Raw genomic sequence first — 18,119 nt, 5'->3', positions numbered from 1 at the left:
ACCAGTCGCTCCGGTATGGCCAGTCGCACCTGTGGCTCCGGAAGCTCCAGTCGAACCTGTAGCGCCGGTAGCGCCGGTAGCGCCTGTGGCGCCGGTATGGCCAGTCGCACCAGTGGAACCCGTAGCACCCGTCGAGCCAGTCGCTCCGGTTGCACCGGTATGACCTGTCGCACCGGTCGAGCCCGTAGCACCGGTCGAGCCCGTAGCACCCGTCGAGCCAGTCGCTCCGGTATGGCCAGTCGCACCAGTGGAACCCGTAGCACCCGTCGAACCAGTCGCTCCGGTATGGCCAGTCGCACCAGTCGAGCCTGTCGCGCCGGTCGAGCCAGTTGCGCCGGTATGGCCAGTCGCGCCAGTGGAACCCGTGGCACCCGTCGAGCCAGTCGCTCCGGTTGCACCGGTATGACCTGTGGCACCGGTCGAGCCCGTAGCACCCGTCGAACCCGTTGCTCCGGTCCCCCCGGTAGAACCAGTGGCACCTGTGGAGCCTGTGGAGCCGGTCGAGCCAGTGGCGCCGGTTGCACCGGTCGAGCCAGTCGCTCCAGTCGAGCCAGTTGCGCCGGTCGAACCCGTTGCACCGGTCGAGCCGGTTGCTCCTGTCGAGCCGGTCGCACCGGTTGCCCCAGTCGAGCCAGTAGCACCTGTCGACCCTGTTGCACCGGTCGAGCCAGTGGCGCCGGTCGAGCCTGTTGCTCCAGTCGAGCCAGTGGCACCGGTCGAGCCCGTAGCACCCGTCGAGCCAGTCGCTCCGGTATGACCTGTCGCACCAGTGGAACCCGTAGCACCCGTCGAACCCGTTGCTCCGGTCCCCCCGGTGGAACCAGTGGCACCTGTGGAGCCTGTGGAGCCTGTGGAGCCTGTGGAGCCGGTCGAGCCTGTGGAGCCGGTCGAGCCAGTGGCGCCGGTTGCACCGGTCGAGCCAGTCGAGCCAGTTGCGCCGGTCGAACCCGTTGCACCGGTCGAGCCAGTGGCACCTGTATCGCCGGTCGCACCTGTGGCGCCGGTTGCTCCGGTCGAGCCCGTAGCACCCGTCGAGCCAGTCGCTCCGGTATGACCTGTCGCACCAGTGGAACCCGTAGCCCCCGTCGAACCAGTCGCTCCGGTATGACCTGTCGCACCGGTCGAGCCCGTAGCACCCGTCGAGCCAGTCGCTCCGGTATGACCTGTCGCACCAGTATGACCTGTCGCACCGGTCGAGCCCGTAGCACCCGTCGAGCCTGTGGCGCCGGTCGAGCCGGTATCGCCGGTCGCACCTGTGGCGCCGGTTGCTCCAGTCGAGCCCGTGGCTCCGGTATCGCCGGTCGCGCCTGTGGCCCCCGTTGCCCCAGTATCGCCAGTCGCACCTGTGGCACCGGTTGCTCCGGTCGCACCCGTGGCTCCGGTTGCACCAGTCGAGCCTGTGGCTCCCGTTGCTCCGGTCGAGCCAGTGGCGCCGGTATCGCCGGTCGCACCCGTGGCTCCGGTTGCTCCAGTCGAGCCCGTGGCTCCGGTATCGCCGGTCGCGCCTGTGGCCCCCGTTGCTCCAGTATCGCCAGTCGCACCTGTGGCACCGGTTGCTCCGGTCGAGCCTGTGGCGCCAGTCGAGCCTGTGGCGCCAGTCGAGCCGGTGGCCCCTGTCGAGCCAGTAGCTCCAGTCGAACCTGTGGCGCCCGTAGCACCAGTTGCGCCAGTCGAACCGGTCGCTCCAGTTGAGCCTGTGGCGCCTGTATCGCCGGTCGCGCCTGTGGCGCCGGTTGCTCCAGTCGAACCCGTGGCGCCCGTGTCACCAGTCGCACCAGTGGCACCGGTAGCTCCGGTTGAACCCGTGGCGCCCGTATCGCCGGTCGCGCCTGTGGCACCGGTAGCTCCAGTCGAACCTGTGGCGCCCGTAGCACCAGTTGCGCCTGTGGCACCGGTTGCTCCAGTTGAACCCGTGGCGCCCGTAGCACCAGTTGCGCCTGTGGCACCGGTTGCTCCAGTTGAACCCGTGGCGCCGGTATCGCCGGTCGCGCCTGTTGCACCGGTTGCTCCAGTCGAGCCCGTGGCGCCTGTTTCACCAGTTGCGCCTGTGGCTCCGGTAGCTCCTGTTGAGCCCGTGGCACCCGTATCGCCAGTCGCACCTGTGGCTCCGGTAGCTCCAGTCGAGCCCGTGGCACCTGTATCGCCGGTCGCACCTGTGGCGCCGGTTGCTCCGGTCGAGCCTGTGGCGCCAGTCGAGCCGGTTGCTCCGGTCGCACCCGTGGCTCCGGTTGCACCAGTCGAGCCTGTGGCACCGGTTGCTCCGGTCGAGCCGGTGGCGCCTGTATCGCCGGTCGCACCCGTGGCGCCGGTGGCCCCTGTCGAGCCAGTAGCTCCAGTCGAACCTGTGGCGCCCGTAGCACCAGTTGCGCCAGTCGAACCGGTCGCTCCAGTTGAGCCTGTGGCGCCTGTATCGCCGGTCGCGCCTGTGGCGCCGGTTGCTCCGGTCGCACCCGTGGCTCCGGTTGCACCAGTCGAGCCTGTGGCTCCGGTTGCTCCGGTCGAGCCAGTGGCGCCGGTATCGCCGGTCGCGCCTGTGGCCCCCGTTGCCCCAGTATCGCCAGTCGCACCTGTGGCACCGGTTGCTCCGGTCGAGCCTGTGGCGCCAGTCGAGCCGGTGGCCCCTGTCGAGCCAGTAGCTCCAGTCGAACCTGTGGCGCCCGTAGCACCAGTTGCGCCAGTCGAACCGGTCGCTCCAGTTGAGCCTGTGGCGCCTGTATCGCCGGTCGCGCCTGTGGCACCGGTTGCTCCGGTCGAGCCTGTGGCGCCAGTCGAGCCGGTGGCGCCGGTATCGCCGGTCGCTCCAGTTGCGCCAGTCGAACCGGTTGCTCCGGTCGAACCCGTGGCGCCAGTGGCACCGGTCGCACCTGTGGCGCCGGTAGCTCCAGTCGAGCCTGTAGCTCCAGTCGAACCCGTGGCGCCGGTATCGCCGGTCGCTCCGGTCGAGCCGGTAGCGCCTGTATCGCCGGTCGCACCCGTGGCTCCGGTTGCACCAGTCGCGCCCGTGGCACCGGTAGCTCCGGTCGAGCCTGTGGCTCCCGTATCGCCAGTCGCTCCAGTTGAGCCTGTGGCGCCTGTATCGCCGGTCGCGCCTGTGGCGCCGGTTGCTCCAGTCGAACCCGTGGCTCCGGTTGCACCAGTCGCGCCCGTGGCACCGGTAGCTCCGGTCGAGCCCGTGGCGCCCGTATCGCCGGTGGCACCCGTGGCGCCGGTAGCACCAGTCGAACCCGTGGCGCCCGTATCGCCGGTGGCACCCGTGGCACCGGTTGCTCCAGTCGAACCCGTGGCGCCCGTATCACCAGTCGCGCCCGTGGCACCGGTAGCTCCGGTCGAGCCCGTGGCGCCCGTATCGCCGGTGGCACCCGTGGCGCCGGTAGCACCAGTCGAACCCGTGGCGCCCGTATCGCCGGTGGCACCCGTGGCACCGGTTGCTCCAGTCGAACCTGTGGCGCCCGTAGCACCAGTTGCGCCTGTGGCACCGGTTGCTCCAGTTGAACCCGTGGCGCCGGTATCGCCGGTCGCGCCTGTTGCACCGGTTGCTCCAGTCGAGCCCGTGGCGCCTGTTTCACCAGTTGCGCCTGTGGCTCCGGTAGCTCCGGTCGAGCCCGTGGCACCCGTATCACCAGTCGCACCTGTGGCTCCGGTAGCTCCAGTCGAGCCCGTGGCACCTGTATCGCCGGTCGCACCTGTGGCGCCGGTTGCTCCAGTCGAGCCAGTGGCGCCGGTATCGCCGGTCGCACCTGTGGCGCCGGTATCGCCGGTCGCACCTGTGGCGCCGGTTGCTCCAGTCGAGCCCGTGGCTCCGGTATCGCCGGTCGCGCCTGTGGCCCCCGTTGCCCCAGTATCGCCAGTCGCACCTGTGGCACCGGTTGCTCCGGTCGAGCCTGTGGCGCCAGTCGAGCCGGTGGCCCCTGTCGAGCCAGTAGCTCCAGTCGAACCTGTGGCGCCCGTAGCACCAGTTGCGCCAGTCGAACCGGTCGCTCCAGTTGAGCCTGTGGCGCCTGTATCGCCGGTCGCGCCTGTGGCACCGGTTGCTCCGGTCGAGCCTGTGGCGCCAGTCGAGCCGGTGGCGCCGGTATCGCCGGTCGCTCCAGTTGCGCCAGTCGAACCGGTTGCTCCGGTCGAACCCGTGGCGCCAGTGGCACCGGTCGCACCTGTGGCGCCGGTAGCTCCAGTCGAGCCTGTAGCTCCAGTCGAACCCGTGGCGCCGGTATCGCCGGTCGCTCCGGTCGAGCCGGTAGCGCCTGTATCGCCGGTCGCACCCGTGGCTCCGGTTGCACCAGTCGCGCCCGTGGCACCGGTAGCTCCGGTCGAGCCTGTGGCTCCCGTATCGCCAGTCGCTCCAGTTGAGCCTGTGGCGCCTGTATCGCCGGTCGCGCCTGTTGCTCCAGTCGAACCCGTGGCGCCCGTGTCACCAGTTGCGCCTGTGGCACCGGTTGCTCCAGTTGAACCCGTGGCGCCGGTATCGCCGGTCGCGCCTGTTGCGCCAGTCGAACCGGTTGCTCCGGTCGAACCCGTGGCGCCGGTTGCTCCGGTCGAGCCAGTCGCACCTGTGGCGCCGGTTGCTCCGGTCGAACCCGTCGCGCCTGTATCGCCGGTCGCGCCCGTGGCTCCGGTTGCTCCGGTTGCTCCGGTTGCTCCGGTCGAGCCTGTGGCGCCAGTCGAGCCGGTGGCGCCGGTATCGCCGGTCGCACCTGTGGCGCCAGTCGAACCCGTGGCTCCGGTCGCACCTGTGGCTCCGGTCGCACCCGTGGCACCAGTCGAACCCGTGGCTCCGGTCGAACCGGTGGCTCCGGTCGAACCCGTGGCTCCGGTCGAACCGGTGGCGCCAGTCGAACCCGTGGCTCCGGTCGCACCTGTGGCTCCGGTCGCACCCGTGGCACCAGTCGAACCCGTGGCTCCGGTCGAACCGGTGGCTCCGGTCGAACCCGTGGCTCCGGTCGAACCTGTGGCTCCGGTCGAACCCGTGGCTCCGGTTGAACCCGTTGCGCCGGTCGCACCTGTGGCACCAGTCGAACCCGTGGCACCAGTCGAACCCGTGGCTCCGGTCGAACCGGTGGCTCCGGTCGCACCCGTGGCTCCGGTCGAACCGGTGGCTCCGGTCGCACCTGTGGCTCCGGTCGAACCCGTGGCTCCGGTTGAACCCGTTGCGCCGGTCGCACCTGTGGCGCCCGTCGAACCTGTCGCACCCGTCGGGCCGGTCGAACCGCCTCGAACAGAGCTCATCGTGTAACCGTCCACGGTGCCGACGGTGCCGCCGGCCGAATTCTTGATAGTAAGGATCGAACCGACCGCCGACGATACCGGCACGATCAGGTCGAAACTGTCGTTGTTGCCGGTACCGAAAGTACCTTTCGCCGGTATAACGAAGTATCCGACGATCGTCGTTCCCTGAAATATGTAAAACGTACCACCTGCATCAGCGATCGCCCCATTAGATGGGCCGTAGTGTCCAGTTATCTCAACGTAGTTATCTGGGAGAACGCTGCGATATCGCTCCGCCCCTTCAGAGGTAAGAGGGCGCTCGGCGACCCCGGATATGGAGGACTTGAGTTCCCATCTGCCGCCCAAAGTGGAGGAGCCGACAAGTCCCTCAGCCGCGCCGACATACGTTCCCGTTAAGGCCTCCAGTGCCTCGACAAAAGCCTCGCCCGCCTTGCCCTTGCCCGTCTCGCAGCTCCACAGCCTGAGATCGCCATCGGCGCTGAGCGCCCTGCCGATCGCGGCGAGATCGTCAGACTGTGCTGCCAGCGTCTCGATTGACCAGGCGCCGGCGCTGAAATGGACCCGGCCCGGCGAGCCGTGCGCGATGACGTGCACGGCGTCGAGCCCGCTTCGCCCTTCGAGCGCCTGTGCAATTTGCCTTGCCGCCGGCTGGCTGCCGTCGAGCACGATCGCTTCGACCCGAGGTCGCAGGTTACCCAGAATCGTGCCCAGATCGGGCGCGGAGCGGTCGACAAAGAGAATTTCGGAGACGCGGCCCATGGCGAGGTCCTAGAATTCAGCTTGTGGAAACGACGAAGGCCGGTATGGCCGGCGCAGCGAGTGACGAGATTTGGAAGGATCCGGCGATCATCTGCCGGATGGTCCCACGGCCCCGGTCGGCTTGGCCGGGGCGTTCACGCTCAGGATGTCGGAAGCTTGAAAATTGCCGGATGGGTCGTACGTGCCGATGGCGAGCCGGGCCGTCGCGTTCGGCACCTTGACCGCCATGGACACCGGCGTCGCCTGTGGCATGGCGCCGGGCAGAATGACCTGACCAACAATGGTTTTCCGCTCGGTGTCGAGGATGTAATAGGTGACCGGCCCGCCCATGGCGCCGACCGGCAACATGCCGGTGACCATCACTTCGGCGACCAGAATTCCCGCATAGATTCCCATACCCACCTCCGTCAGCGGCGGCCGTACCGCGGCGTCCTTTGTTTGAATGTTCAGTGCCCAGTCGCCGCCAAACGACGGCGACCCGACCAGGTCGTCGGCGGCCGCAACCGGCACTCCCGCCGCGCGCGACAGCGCATCGACAAAATTCGTTCCGGCCGCACCGGCGCCGGCGTTGCAACTCCACAGAAGCAGCTCGCCAAATCCGCCTAGCGCCTGGCCGATCGCGGCGAGGTCGACCCCATCGTTGTCCAGCGTCCGCGCCGACCACTCGCCGGCAGCGAAGCTCACCCGCCCTGGCGCGCCGTGGGCGATGACGTGCACCGCGTCGAGGCCGTCGAGACCTTCGAGGGCCTGCGCCATCTGGCGCGCGGCTGGGCGCTCGGCGTCGAGCAAGATCGCCTCGACCCCCGGCCGCAGGTTTCGCAGGATGGCGCCGAGATCGGCTACTGAGGGATCGACGAAAAGTATTTCTGAAGGGCGGGGCGCATCGGTCCCCGCGTTCGGGCGATCAGTCGCAGCGTCCGGTAGCGTATCAATCCGGCGCCCGTCGAACTGCGGGAATGCACCGACGCCCCCATGGGGCACACGCGACAACACTTGACTCACAGCCACCCAACTCCCATCGCCGGTGCCGCCGATTCTCGACGGCAAACTCGCGAGTGAACTCCGGAATGGGAAACCGTCTGCCTTCCGCCGAAGCATAGGCACGGACGCGACATGTCACGGTACGCCCTGTGGACGCACCTTCTTCATGCCCGAAATTGCCTTGCTACCCGATCCCTGTCCAACCCACCTGCACAGAACTTACGGCCACCGACCGTGTGATCTATGGGCACCCTCCATACCCCGCATATTAGTAAATGCGACAATTAGGGATTTGTAAACTATTAAGTAGGGAATTGGTAAATTTCGGAGAACGAGGCAGCAGACCTCCATCAATAGTGAGGCATCTGCCTCGCCCAAATTGTTCCTGAAAATCGAATACTTGCCGGCCGTTCCGTTGCTGCGAACCCTGCGAATAGTCGCCTGGCAGGGCGCCAGCTGCGGAGCTTGCCGGGTGCCAGCTCGTGCTGACCACTATCGTCCCGCTACAGGAACGCTGCTAGCCGATGATCAACGCGCGGGCTTCCAGGGAAGCCCGCGCGCCCGTTCTTCACCTGGCCAGTTACCGTCCAGTCCGTTCGCCGCTCACTCATGCGGCTTCAAGAGATCCTTTAGGGTCGTCTTGACGGTATGGTCGTTGCTGGCGTAGCCGGCGCCAGGCTTGCTCAGATCCGAGGTGAGATCCGTGCTCGCACCAGCCGGCTTGTTCTGGTTGCCACCAGATCCGCTAACCGTCTTGAGGACGTTCAGCAGGTCTGTCGTCACCGAAGTCGCCGCAAGGCCGATCAGGTTGCGGACCGATGCATGGCCGCCGGAACCGCCGCCGTCGGTCGAGCCGGACTGCAGGAATTGCTTCGTGTCCTTAAGCCCCAGCGTACTGGCCGTGACGTTGGCGTTATGCCCGCCGTTGCCACCGCCGGAGTTACCCTGTCCCTGATGTGAGCTGTTGTCGGCATTGTTGTGGTCCCCGGAATTACCCGGCGCGGGCTGTTCTCCGTTGCCGTGGCCGTTATTGGCATGACCAGTGTCACCACCACCCGAACCGGTTCCTCCGGTCGGGCCGGTCGGACCTTGCGAGCCTGTTGCTCCGGTCGAGCCTGTTGCACCGGTCGAACCCGTGGCACCGGTCGAACCCGTGGCACCGGTCGAGCCTGTGGCACCCGTCGAACCCGTGGCACCGGTCGAGCCTGTGGCACCCGTCGAACCCGTGGCACCGGTCGAGCCTGTGGCACCCGTCGAACCCGTTGCGCCGGTCGAGCCAGTGGCACCGGTCGAGCCGGTTGCTCCGGTCGAGCCTGTCGCTCCGGTCGAGCCAGTTGCTCCGGTCGAGCCAGTGGCACCAGTCGAGCCTGTCGCTCCGGTCGAGCCAGTTGCTCCGGTCGAGCCAGTGGCACCAGTCGAGCCTGTTGCACCGGTCGAGCCAGTCGCTCCGGTCGAACCGGTGGCACCAGTCGAGCCCGTTGCACCGGTCGAGCCAGTGGCTCCGGTCGAGCCAGTGGCACCAGTCGAGCCTGTCGCTCCGGTCGAGCCAGTGGCGCCTGTCGAACCTGTTGCTCCGGTCGAGCCCGTTGCTCCGGTCGAGCCAGTGGCGCCTGTCGAGCCCGTCGCCCCAGTCGAGCCGGTCGCTCCGGTGGCGCCTGTCGAACCTGTTGCTCCAGTCGAACCGGTTGCCCCGGTCGAACCAGTCGCTCCGGTCGAGCCAGTCGCGCCGGTCGAGCCTGTGGCGCCTGTCGAACCTGTTGCTCCGGTCGAGCCCGTCGCTCCGGTCGAGCCTGTGGCTCCAGTCGAGCCTGTCGCTCCGGTCGAACCCGTCGCTCCGGTTGCTCCGGTCGAGCCGGTTGCCCCAGTCGAGCCGGTTGCTCCGGTCGAGCCGGTGGCGCCTGTCGAACCTGTTGCTCCAGTCGAACCGGTCGCTCCGGTCGAGCCGGTGGCGCCTGTCGAACCTGTTGCTCCAGTCGAACCGGTTGCCCCGGTCGAACCAGTTGCGCCGGTCGAGCCGGTGGCACCGGTCGAACCTGTTGCTCCAGTCGAACCGGTCGCTCCGGTGGCGCCTGTCGAACCTGTTGCTCCGGTCGAGCCCGTCGCTCCGGTCGAGCCTGTGGCTCCAGTCGAGCCTGTCGCTCCGGTCGAACCCGTCGCTCCGGTTGCTCCGGTCGAGCCGGTTGCTCCAGTCGAGCCGGTTGCTCCGGTCGAGCCGGTGGCGCCTGTCGAACCTGTTGCTCCAGTCGAACCGGTCGCTCCGGTCGAGCCGGTGGCGCCTGTCGAACCTGTTGCTCCAGTCGAACCGGTTGCCCCGGTCGAACCAGTTGCGCCGGTCGAGCCGGTGGCACCGGTCGAACCTGTTGCTCCAGTCGAACCGGTCGCTCCGGTGGCGCCTGTCGAACCTGTTGCTCCGGTCGAGCCCGTCGCTCCGGTCGAGCCTGTGGCTCCAGTCGAGCCTGTCGCTCCGGTCGAACCCGTCGCTCCGGTTGCTCCGGTCGAGCCGGTTGCCCCAGTCGAGCCGGTTGCTCCGGTCGAGCCGGTGGCGCCTGTCGAACCTGTTGCTCCAGTCGAACCGGTCGCTCCGGTCGAGCCGGTGGCGCCTGTCGAACCTGTTGCTCCAGTCGAACCGGTTGCCCCGGTCGAACCAGTTGCGCCGGTCGAGCCTGTGGCACCGGTCGAACCTGTTGCTCCAGTCGAACCGGTCGCTCCGGTCGAGCCGGTGGCGCCTGTCGAGCCTGTCGCGCCGGTCGAGCCTGTGGCACCAGTCGAGCCTGTCGCTCCAGTCGAACCGGTGGCGCCGGTCGAACCTGTTGCTCCAGTCGAACCGGTCGCTCCGGTCGAGCCGGTGGCGCCGGTCGAACCAGTTGCGCCTGTCGAGCCGGTGGCACCGGTCGAGCCCGTGGCGCCGGTCGAGCCTGTGGCACCGGTCGAGCCGGTTGCTCCGGTCGAACCTGTGGCACCAGTCGAGCCTGTCGCGCCGGTCGAGCCTGTGGCACCAGTCGAGCCTGTCGCTCCGGTCGAACCGGTGGCGCCGGTCGAACCTGTTGCTCCAGTCGAACCGGTCGCTCCGGTCGAGCCGGTGGCGCCGGTCGAACCAGTTGCGCCTGTCGAGCCGGTGGCACCGGTCGAGCCCGTGGCGCCGGTCGAGCCTGTGGCACCGGTCGAGCCGGTTGCTCCGGTCGAACCTGTGGCACCAGTCGAACCGGTGGCGCCGGTCGAACCTGTTGCTCCAGTCGAACCGGTCGCTCCGGTCGAGCCGGTGGCGCCGGTCGAGCCGGTTGCTCCGGTCGAACCTGTGGCACCAGTCGAGCCTGTCGCGCCGGTCGAGCCTGTGGCACCGGTCGAGCCGGTTGCCCCGGTCGAACCTGTTGCTCCGGTCGAGCCGGTTGCCCCAGTCGAGCCTGTCGCTCCGGTCGAACCCGTCGCTCCGGTCGAGCCAGTTGCTCCGGTCGAGCCAGTCGCGCCGGTCGAGCCTGTGGCACCGGTCGAACCTGTCGCTCCGGTCGAACCGGTTGCTCCGGTCGAGCCCGTTGCTCCGGTCGAGCCGGTCGCTCCGGTCGAGCCAGTCGCTCCGGTCGAACCAGTTGCACCAGTTGCTCCGGTCGAGCCCGTTGCACCGGTCGCACCAGTCGCACCGGTAGAGCCGGTTGCTCCGGTTGAGCCTGTCGCTCCGGACGCCCCGGTCGAGCCTGTGGCGCCAGTCGAACCAGTCGCGCCGGTATCACCCGTGGCGCCGGTCGAACCAGTTGCACCAGTTGCTCCGGTCGAGCCCGTTGCACCGGTCGCACCAGTTGCTCCGGTCGAGCCCGTTGCACCGGTCGCACCAGTCGCACCGGTAGAGCCAGTCGCACCAGTCGAGCCTGTTGCACCAGTCGAACCAGTGGCTCCCGTATCACCGGTATCACCGGTCGCACCTGTGGCTCCGGTTGCACCAGTTGAACCTGTCGCGCCGGTCGAGCCAGTGGCTCCGGTTGAGCCTGTCGCTCCGGTACCACCGGTCGCACCGGTAGAGCCGGTTGCACCAGTCGAGCCCGTCGCCCCGGTCGAACCAGTGGCACCTGTATCGCCGGTCGCACCTGTGGCTCCGGTCGCGCCAGTCGAGCCGGTCGCGCCAGTGGAGCCGGTTGCACCGCTCGCTCCGGTCGCTCCGGTCGAACCTGTGGCGCCGGACGAACCTGTGGCCCCCGTATCGCCGGTCGCACCTGTGGCTCCGGTCGCGCCAGTCGAGCCGGTCGCGCCAGTGGAGCCGGTTGCACCGCTCGCTCCGGTCGCTCCGGTCGAACCTGTGGCGCCGGACGAACCTGTGGCCCCCGTATCGCCGGTCGCACCTGTGGCTCCGGTCGCGCCAGTGGAGCCGGTCGCGCCAGTGGAGCCGGTTGCACCAGTCGAGCCGGTTGCACCAGTCGAGCCCGTCGCTCCAGTTGAGCCCGTGGCTCCAGTTGAGCCTGTCGCTCCGGTACCACCGGTCGCACCGGTAGAGCCCGTCGCCCCGGTCGAACCAGTGGCACCTGTATCGCCGGTCGCACCTGTGGCTCCGGTCGCGCCAGTCGAGCCGGTCGCGCCAGTAGAGCCGGTTGCACCCGACGAGCCGCTCGCGCCAGTTGAGCCTGTGGCTCCTGTCGCGCCCGTTGCCCCGGTCGCACCTGTTGCGCCGGTCGAGCCAGTCGCACCCGACGAGCCGCTCGCGCCAGTTGAGCCGGTCGCGCCTGTAGAGCCCGTGGCGCCGGTTGCACCAGTCGCGCCCGTTGCTCCGGTTGCGCCTGTGGGACCAGTGGGGCCTGGAGTGCCGGCACTTGCGACGCTTAAATTGCCTCCATCAAAATGATCGCCGTTGTTGCTCGATCCGCCAACGGCATTGATGGACGTGGTCGTGAAACTGAAACCAGGTTGGTTGCCCGGCGTGATCGGATCAATGTCAACGACAGCAGTTAGCGTACCGTACAAATGAAATCCTGAATCATAGACAAGATAACTATGAGTTATATCAGGAACAGTAACAGTTATAGAAAAATGTGATCCGGCGGTCGGATCACCCGGAAGAACGAAACTTCCGACTATGACGTCATCAGAAGTGCCAGCGGTGTTCTCCGTATCTGCTAAGTAAAATGTGTTAATGCTCTTTCCGGAGCCATCTATCGACCCAGTCAGCGTCAAATCACCTGCGGTAAGGACTCCCCAGTAATTCACCACCCCATTCTGGGTCAGCGGCGGCAGGGTTCTGGTCGCGTGTTCGGACATTCTCCAAGAGCCACCTAGCTTGGCTGCGCCGACCAGCGATCTCGATGCGCGGACGTCCGCGCCGATGGCCTCTTCAAGCGCCGTCACGAACGTCTCGCCAGCATTGCCCAACGCCGTCTCGCAGCTCCACAGCCGCAGTTCGCCGTCCGCGGCAAGTGCCTTGCCGATCGCGGCAAAATCCTCAGCCGCTTCCTTCACTGTGGCGACCGACCATTCTCCGGCAGCGAACCCAACCCGGCCGGGCGCGCCATGAGCGATAATATGGACCGCATCGAGGCTTTCGTGCCCTGCGAGCGCGGCAGCGATCTGCTGCGCCGCCGGCCGGCGGCCTTCGAGCACGACAGCCCGAACTTCTGGTCTCAGATTGCCGAGAACCGTCGCGAGGTCGGAAACTGAAGGGTCGACAAAAAGAAATTCAGAGGCGCGGGCCATGGCTGGCTCCTGTTGGCTTCGAATTCGGTTCAAGGGAAAACCGCCCATCGGCTTGGCCGGCGAGCGGTCGGGAGAAGGAGCTTGGGCGCAGTCATCGTCCGGACGGCCCGACGGCGCCGTCGGGACGTGCAACAGTGGGGCTCTCTACGCGGAGGAAGCTGCAGGCTTGGAAAGTCCCGCCATCGTCAAACGTGCCAATCGCCAATGAACCGGCCGCGGCCGGAACCTTGACGGTGACAGCGACGGCGAGGCTTCGCTTGACGGCCTTGGGAAGAATGACCTGACCGACGATAACGCTCTTGGCCGTGTCCAGGATAAAATAAGGCACATTTTCGGTTGTGTCGCCGATGGGCAAGACGCCTCTAACGGCAACTTCCATGACCGCAAACCCTGTTATGCAGCTCATCTTATCCTCCTTGGTCGGCGGCAACTGTGCCGCGCAGTCAATTTCCATTTGCCGCCGAGTGCCCGCGGCCCGACGAGCTCGCCGGCATCGGGTGCTTGAGTTGAATGCGACAGTGCATCGATGAAATTCGTTGCGGCCGCGCCGGAGCCCGCCGCGCGGCTCCACAGCAGCCCGCCAAAGCCGGCCAGCGTGCCCGGCCGACCGACGCGAGATCGACCTCATCGACCTGCCTCGGGTTTTGGAAGATCGTGCCAAGATCGGATGCCGAGGCATCAACGAATAAGAGTTCGGAAGCGCGGCGCCGAGGCGCGCCGGTCGGCCCATCCGCGCAATCGGCTCTGACGCCTCCTGCACGGCGCTTGAGGTGCGCACGCGACACAACCAGATTCACAACCCACTCCCGTTACCGTGACGCTGACGTCTCGGCGATAACTCTCGAGGGAAGGGGCCGTCCGCCTCCAAAGCGGAGATATAGGCACAACTTAAGAGTGGCGCGCCCATGGACGCACCCTCGAATCTGCCAAACGGCCCTGATAACCCAGACCCTCTAACTCAACTCCCTGAGAGGCTTTCGCGGAATTTCAGGCACGCGGCCGTCCAATCCACAGGCGCCCCTCGGTACAGCATTTTAGTAAATTCTAAAATTAGCAAGTTGTAAACTCTTAATTAAGTAACTTATAACTTAGCTGCAAACAGGATAACGGCGTTCGAGCAATACCGGCGGGCCAGACGGAAAAAATCGTTCTGAAAATCACATGCTTAACAGTCCCGCCCCGAATCCTGCCGGCATCAGCCTTCAGTTCAAGGTCCGCGTCGTCCATGCAAACGCACCGACCATGGCGCGTACAGACGGTGTCGGACAGTTGGCAACGTGTCGGCGGACGTGGGTGTCTCAACTTTGACGGCAGCCTGCAAATGGCGGCGGAATGCACAGCCTAAACCGGACGGAGCGGTAAATGCCGGCTGTTGCAGTTCGAACACGATCCTTTCACGATAGTGGTTGCCGCGCATGCCGCCGCGATGGCAGGCTGCTAACCACGATGGATAAGGTTAAGCGCGGTTTCCAGAGGACGACCTGCACGATCCGTGAGAAGGAATGATCGGACTTTAGGAATATAGGCTGTTCCGGCGGCCGGACCGGCAAAAGGGTGGCGACTGCGGGGGGAATGTATGAGCGATCGAAGCCTGTCAAATCCGCATCGAAGCGGATCCCGCAAGGCGAGGCGGCACGCCAATCGTCCCCATCACCAACAGTCATGTTGAGGGCCGATGGAGCACGAATGACAAGCCGCAAGCGCCTCTGCCTCAACATGATCGTCAAGAACGAGATGGCGAACCTGCAGCGCTGCCTCGGAGCGGTTGCCGATCACATCGACTGCTGGGTCATCGGCGATACCGGCTCGACCGACGGGACCCAGGATTTCATTAAATCGTTCTTCGCTGCCCGCAACCTGCCGGGCGAACTGCATGAGTTTCCCTTCCTGAATTTCGAGCAGGCTCGTAATGCGGCGCTTGATCACGCCTACGCCTCGGCACTCGCTTACGAATATCTGCTATTTGACGACGCCGACATGGAACTGGTGGTCGAGGACGTAGGCTTCCGAGAACAACTCGTCAGTCCGGGCTATCGGCTGCTGCAGCGATCGGATTCCGGCCTGACCTATTGGAACACCCGCCTGGTCAGGCGCGACGCCGGCGCGCGCTACCACGGCGTGACCCATGAATATCTCGACGTGCCCGACGGTGTGCAGGAACTGCGCAGTGCCTGGTACAAGGACCACGCCAGCGGATCGAACCGGATCGACAAGTTCGAGCGTGACGCGAAGCTTTTGCTCGAAGCTCTTGAGAAGGATCCGGAAAATCAGCGCTATTGGTTTTATCTGGCGCAATCCTATCGCGACGCCGGGCGGACGGCTGAGGCTGCGGTGGCCTACGCCAAACGCGCCGCGATGGGCGGCTGGGACGAGGAGGCGTGGAACGCACGCCTGCAGGGGGCTCGCTGCTTGCGCAAGCTCGGCGACGAGCCAGGCTTCGTTGAGCAGGCGGTTGCCGCTTTCAATCAACGGCCGCAACGTGCTGAGCCGCTCTATGACCTGGCCAGGTTCTACCGCGACAAGGGAATGAACGATGCCAGTGTGCTGTTTTCCGAAGCGGGGCTGGCGATCAAGCGGCCCGAGCAGGACATCCTGTTTCTCGAGGACTACATCTATACAACAGGCCTGCTGGAGGAGTTTGCGATCGCCGCGAACTATTCGCGCGATCCCGTGCGGAAGGAACGAGGCTTTGCGGCGTGCAACAGGCTGGCGCTGAACCGGACCATTGGCGACGGCCCCAGGGAGCTGGCGTGGTCCAACCTGTTCTTTTATGTGCAGCCCGCCAAGACGATGATGCCGTCCTTCAGCGCCCGTCCGGTCGGGTTTACGGCGCCCGATGGCTATCGGCCATCGAACCCGTCGGTGGCTCGATTGGGCGACCAGATCGTGTTTTTGCAGCGGACGGTTAACTACACCCTGGCCGAAGACAACCTGCAATACGACACGCCGGGCGGAGCCCCGGTTCACACGCGCAATTTCCTGCTCCGATTGAGTGACGAACTTGCCATCCAGTCCGCAAGCGAGATTTTGCCGCCGGTTGACATGCCGGACCCAGCTAACGGCCGGGTTCTCGGATTCGAGGACATGCGCCTGTTCGCTTGGCGGAATGCGCTGTGGGGCGTTTCCTGCGTGCGCGAGCTGACAGAGGAGGGCTGGTGCGAGCAGGTCGTCGCGCGCATCGACGAGAGTGGCGCCTGCCGGCTGACTGACTGGCGCGTGCTCCATCCGGCAGGACAGCGGGTGCACGAGAAGAATTGGATGCCGCAAGTAAAGCCCGGCAGGACGGGGGCAGGGGCAGAGACGCTGCGGTTCATCTATCTCTGCGACCCAACCCGGATTGTGGACGAGCAGGGCGCGACGCTCGGCGAGACTCCTCCCGCGATTGCCGCCCAGAGTTTTAGGGGTGGAACCCAGCTGATCGCATTCGCCGGCGGATGGCTCGCCTTGATCCATGAAGTCCAGTGGCGGACCGCGGAGAAGCGGCGTTATTACCTGCACCGGTTCGTCTGGTTCGATGAAGCCGACGCCTTGCGAAAAGTAAGCCGTCCATTCTTCTTCGACAAAAAGGGCGTCGAGTTCGCTGCTGGGCTGGCGTGGCACCCCGACGAAAGGCGTTTGGTGATATCCTACAGCGTCACCGATAGTGAGTCCTGGATCGCCACCGTCGGCGAGGCGGAGGTGAGGTCGCTGCTGGAGGGTGTGGATAGCCTGCCATCGGCTGTGGCTGATACAGCGTCGAGGCTGACGCCGGCCGGTGGGCACAGCAGCCCGCCAACGAAAGCAGGGATCAAGCCTGACCGCGCTGAAGACGATGGGGCCATGGGTGATGCCAGCCAGACGGCGTCGCAAGGCAAGGACCTCGGCGCCAGCGGCATCAAGTCGACAGACGAAATTTTTCATGAGTTCGCGCCGTTTCTGCGCGACGTCGATTCTCCGCTGCAACGACGGGAAGGATCGCGCCAGTTCGACGCGCGGATTTCTCGCTTCCTTGGCGGCGACGACACGGCACTTCCGCAGATCAACTGCTTCTACCAGGTGATGTCCGACAAGGCCGAGCATCGCACCTTGATTGCAGCCACGACGTCGATGCGGATAGCGGGCCATCCGGTGCGGGTATGGAGCTACGCACCGGACAAGCTTGCGTTCCTCGTCCCGCATGGGATCGAAGTCCGCAATGCCGACGACGTCATGCCGCGGGCCCTGTTCGAGCGGATCGTCGCCGGCTCCGAGATCAGGTATTTCAGCGATATCTTCCGCTACGCCTTGCTCTACGAGCATGGCGGGCTATGGATGGATTCCGACGTCATCCTGCTGCGGCCGTTCCCGTTTCGCGGCGATCATTTCTTCAATCTGCAATGGCGCGGATCGCACAAAGGTCATTTTGTCTGCGGCAACGTGATCTATGCCAAGCCCTACAGCAGTCATCTCAGGGCGCTGTACGAGATGTCGATCTCGCGCTTCCATGACACCAGCGGTAAGGAATTCGGAGACATCGGCCCCAAGCTGCTGTCCGACTACATCGCCTCCGATGCGGGAGCCGAGCTGCGAGAATGGGTGTTCAGCCCGATGTTCTTCAACACGATCGATTGGAATGAGATCGACCGGTTCGAGAAGCCGATTGGGGAATTGGCAGACTATCTGAATGACGAACGAGTGTTCGGCATCCATCTGTGGACGGCTCGCAACGAGGCTCGGCCGGGCGGCGAAGGGGCGCCGCTGATCTCGTCGCTGATCAGCCCGCTCGACAGCTTTCCCACATTCACGAGCCTCGCCGATCGCTTCAACACCGACAAGAACAGGCACACCGGCAACCGTCACTGCTACGCGAGGGTCTACGATCGCCTGTTGTCGCCCCGGCGCCTGTCCATGCAGCGGCTGATGGAGATCGGCCTGTGCCGTGGGTTGGCCGAGGGCAACCAGAGCGAGACGCCATCGGTCTCGCTGTGGCAGAGCTATTTTCCGTTCTGCCAAGTGATCGGTGTCGACCTGACGGATTTTTCTCGGCTCAACAATGAACGGTTCAAGTCGTTTGTCGGGGACCAATCCAAGCTCGACGATCTGCGCCGCGTCGCTGCAAAGCTCGAATTGGGATCGCTCGACGTGATCATCGACGACGGCAGCCACGCCTCGTTCGACGAGCAGTTAACGCTGCGCGAGTTCTTCCCACTGCTCGCCGGGGGCGGCTGGTATTTCCTCGAAGACCTCGACTGGCAGCCGCCCGGCGAGGATGCCGCCAAGATCACGCTGACCAAGACCCTGCTGCGGGAAATCCAGCAACACGGCAGCGCACGCTCGGTCGATCCGTTGGGGGTGAGCGCGATTGCCGGTCAGTTCGCCGAGATCCTGTTCTTCGACAGCCACTATGAGTTGAATAGAGCCAAGCTGATGGGTGGTCTGGTGGCTATCCGCAAAGCGGGAGAGACGAAATCCGATGGCTGAGCCGAGGGGATTGAATGACGGTGGTGCTTTGACGGCCAGCGTCGCGG

8 protein-coding genes and 2 pseudogenes are annotated in these 18,119 nt (G+C 65.7%); 5 read left to right on the top strand and 5 right to left on the bottom strand.

The genetic code is table 11. The annotated features are described in order from the left end of the window. The first annotated feature begins 472 nt into the window (after positions 1 to 472). From ACVWWD_RS30520 to ACVWWD_RS30510, 3 genes are all read left to right on the top strand, one after another. Positions 473 to 757, top strand: a complete 285-nt coding sequence (locus tag ACVWWD_RS30520) for a hypothetical protein (RefSeq protein WP_457103700.1) — start codon at positions 473 to 475, stop codon at positions 755 to 757. 66 nt (positions 758 to 823) lie between these two features. Further along, positions 824 to 1,054 (top strand): hypothetical protein, encoded by a 231-nt coding sequence (locus ACVWWD_RS30515; RefSeq protein WP_457103699.1) that lies wholly within the window; start codon positions 824 to 826, stop codon positions 1,052 to 1,054. A gap of 165 nt (positions 1,055 to 1,219) precedes the next feature. Further along, on the top strand, positions 1,220 to 5,230 hold the full coding sequence (locus ACVWWD_RS30510) for a hypothetical protein (RefSeq protein ID WP_457103698.1): 4,011 nt from the start codon (positions 1,220 to 1,222) through the stop codon (positions 5,228 to 5,230). Between the two features lie 305 nt (positions 5,231 to 5,535). On the opposite strand, the pseudogene ACVWWD_RS30505 reads toward ACVWWD_RS30510, so the two are convergent. The 3 genes and pseudogenes from ACVWWD_RS30505 to ACVWWD_RS30495 all read right to left on the bottom strand — a co-directional run. Continuing rightward, positions 5,536 to 5,982: pseudogene (locus ACVWWD_RS30505) on the bottom strand (DUF4347 domain-containing protein); the annotation flags it as partial. Between the two features lie 87 nt (positions 5,983 to 6,069). Further along, positions 6,070 to 7,080 (bottom strand): DUF4347 domain-containing protein, encoded by a 1,011-nt coding sequence (locus tag ACVWWD_RS30500; RefSeq protein WP_352733274.1) that lies wholly within the window; start codon positions 7,078 to 7,080, stop codon positions 6,070 to 6,072. Positions 7,081 to 7,566: 486 nt separating this feature from the next. After that, positions 7,567 to 7,746 carry a hypothetical protein gene (locus tag ACVWWD_RS30495; RefSeq protein WP_457103716.1) on the bottom strand — a complete coding sequence of 60 codons (180 nt, stop codon included), beginning with the start codon at positions 7,744 to 7,746 and terminating at the stop codon, positions 7,567 to 7,569. A gap of 259 nt (positions 7,747 to 8,005) precedes the next feature. Between ACVWWD_RS30495 and ACVWWD_RS30490 the strand changes: the two genes are divergently transcribed. Next, complete coding sequence (locus ACVWWD_RS30490; RefSeq protein WP_457103697.1) at positions 8,006 to 11,788, top strand: hypothetical protein; 3,783 nt, start codon at positions 8,006 to 8,008, stop codon at positions 11,786 to 11,788. 413 nt (positions 11,789 to 12,201) lie between these two features. On the opposite strand, the pseudogene ACVWWD_RS30485 reads toward ACVWWD_RS30490, so the two are convergent. Next, positions 12,202 to 12,633: pseudogene (locus ACVWWD_RS30485) on the bottom strand (DUF4347 domain-containing protein); the annotation flags it as partial. Positions 12,634 to 12,724: 91 nt separating this feature from the next. After that, positions 12,725 to 12,988: a hypothetical protein gene (locus tag ACVWWD_RS30480; protein WP_352733277.1), complete on the bottom strand. Its 264-nt coding sequence runs from the start codon at positions 12,986 to 12,988 to the stop codon at positions 12,725 to 12,727. A 1,361-nt stretch (positions 12,989 to 14,349) separates the two neighbouring features. Between ACVWWD_RS30480 and ACVWWD_RS30475 the strand changes: the two genes are divergently transcribed. Continuing rightward, the gene (locus ACVWWD_RS30475; protein ID WP_457103696.1) at positions 14,350 to 18,072 is read left to right on the top strand and encodes a glycosyltransferase; all 3,723 of its coding nucleotides are present in this window, start codon (positions 14,350 to 14,352) and stop codon (positions 18,070 to 18,072) included. The last annotated feature ends 47 nt before the right edge of the window (positions 18,073 to 18,119 follow it).

The organism is Mesorhizobium sp. URHB0026 (assembly GCF_054059755.1).
This window is presented reverse-complemented; position numbering and strand designations above follow the sequence as displayed.

Bases quoted from the DNA above. Each gene is read 5' to 3' on its own strand.
- ACVWWD_RS30500 (WP_352733274.1), bottom strand. From the start codon at position 7,080: ATGCTTCGGCGGAAGGCAGACGGTTTCCCATTCCGGAGTTCACTCGCG.
- ACVWWD_RS30475 (WP_457103696.1), top strand. From the start codon at position 14,350: ATGATCGTCAAGAACGAGATGGCGAACCTGCAGCGCTGCCTCGGAGCG.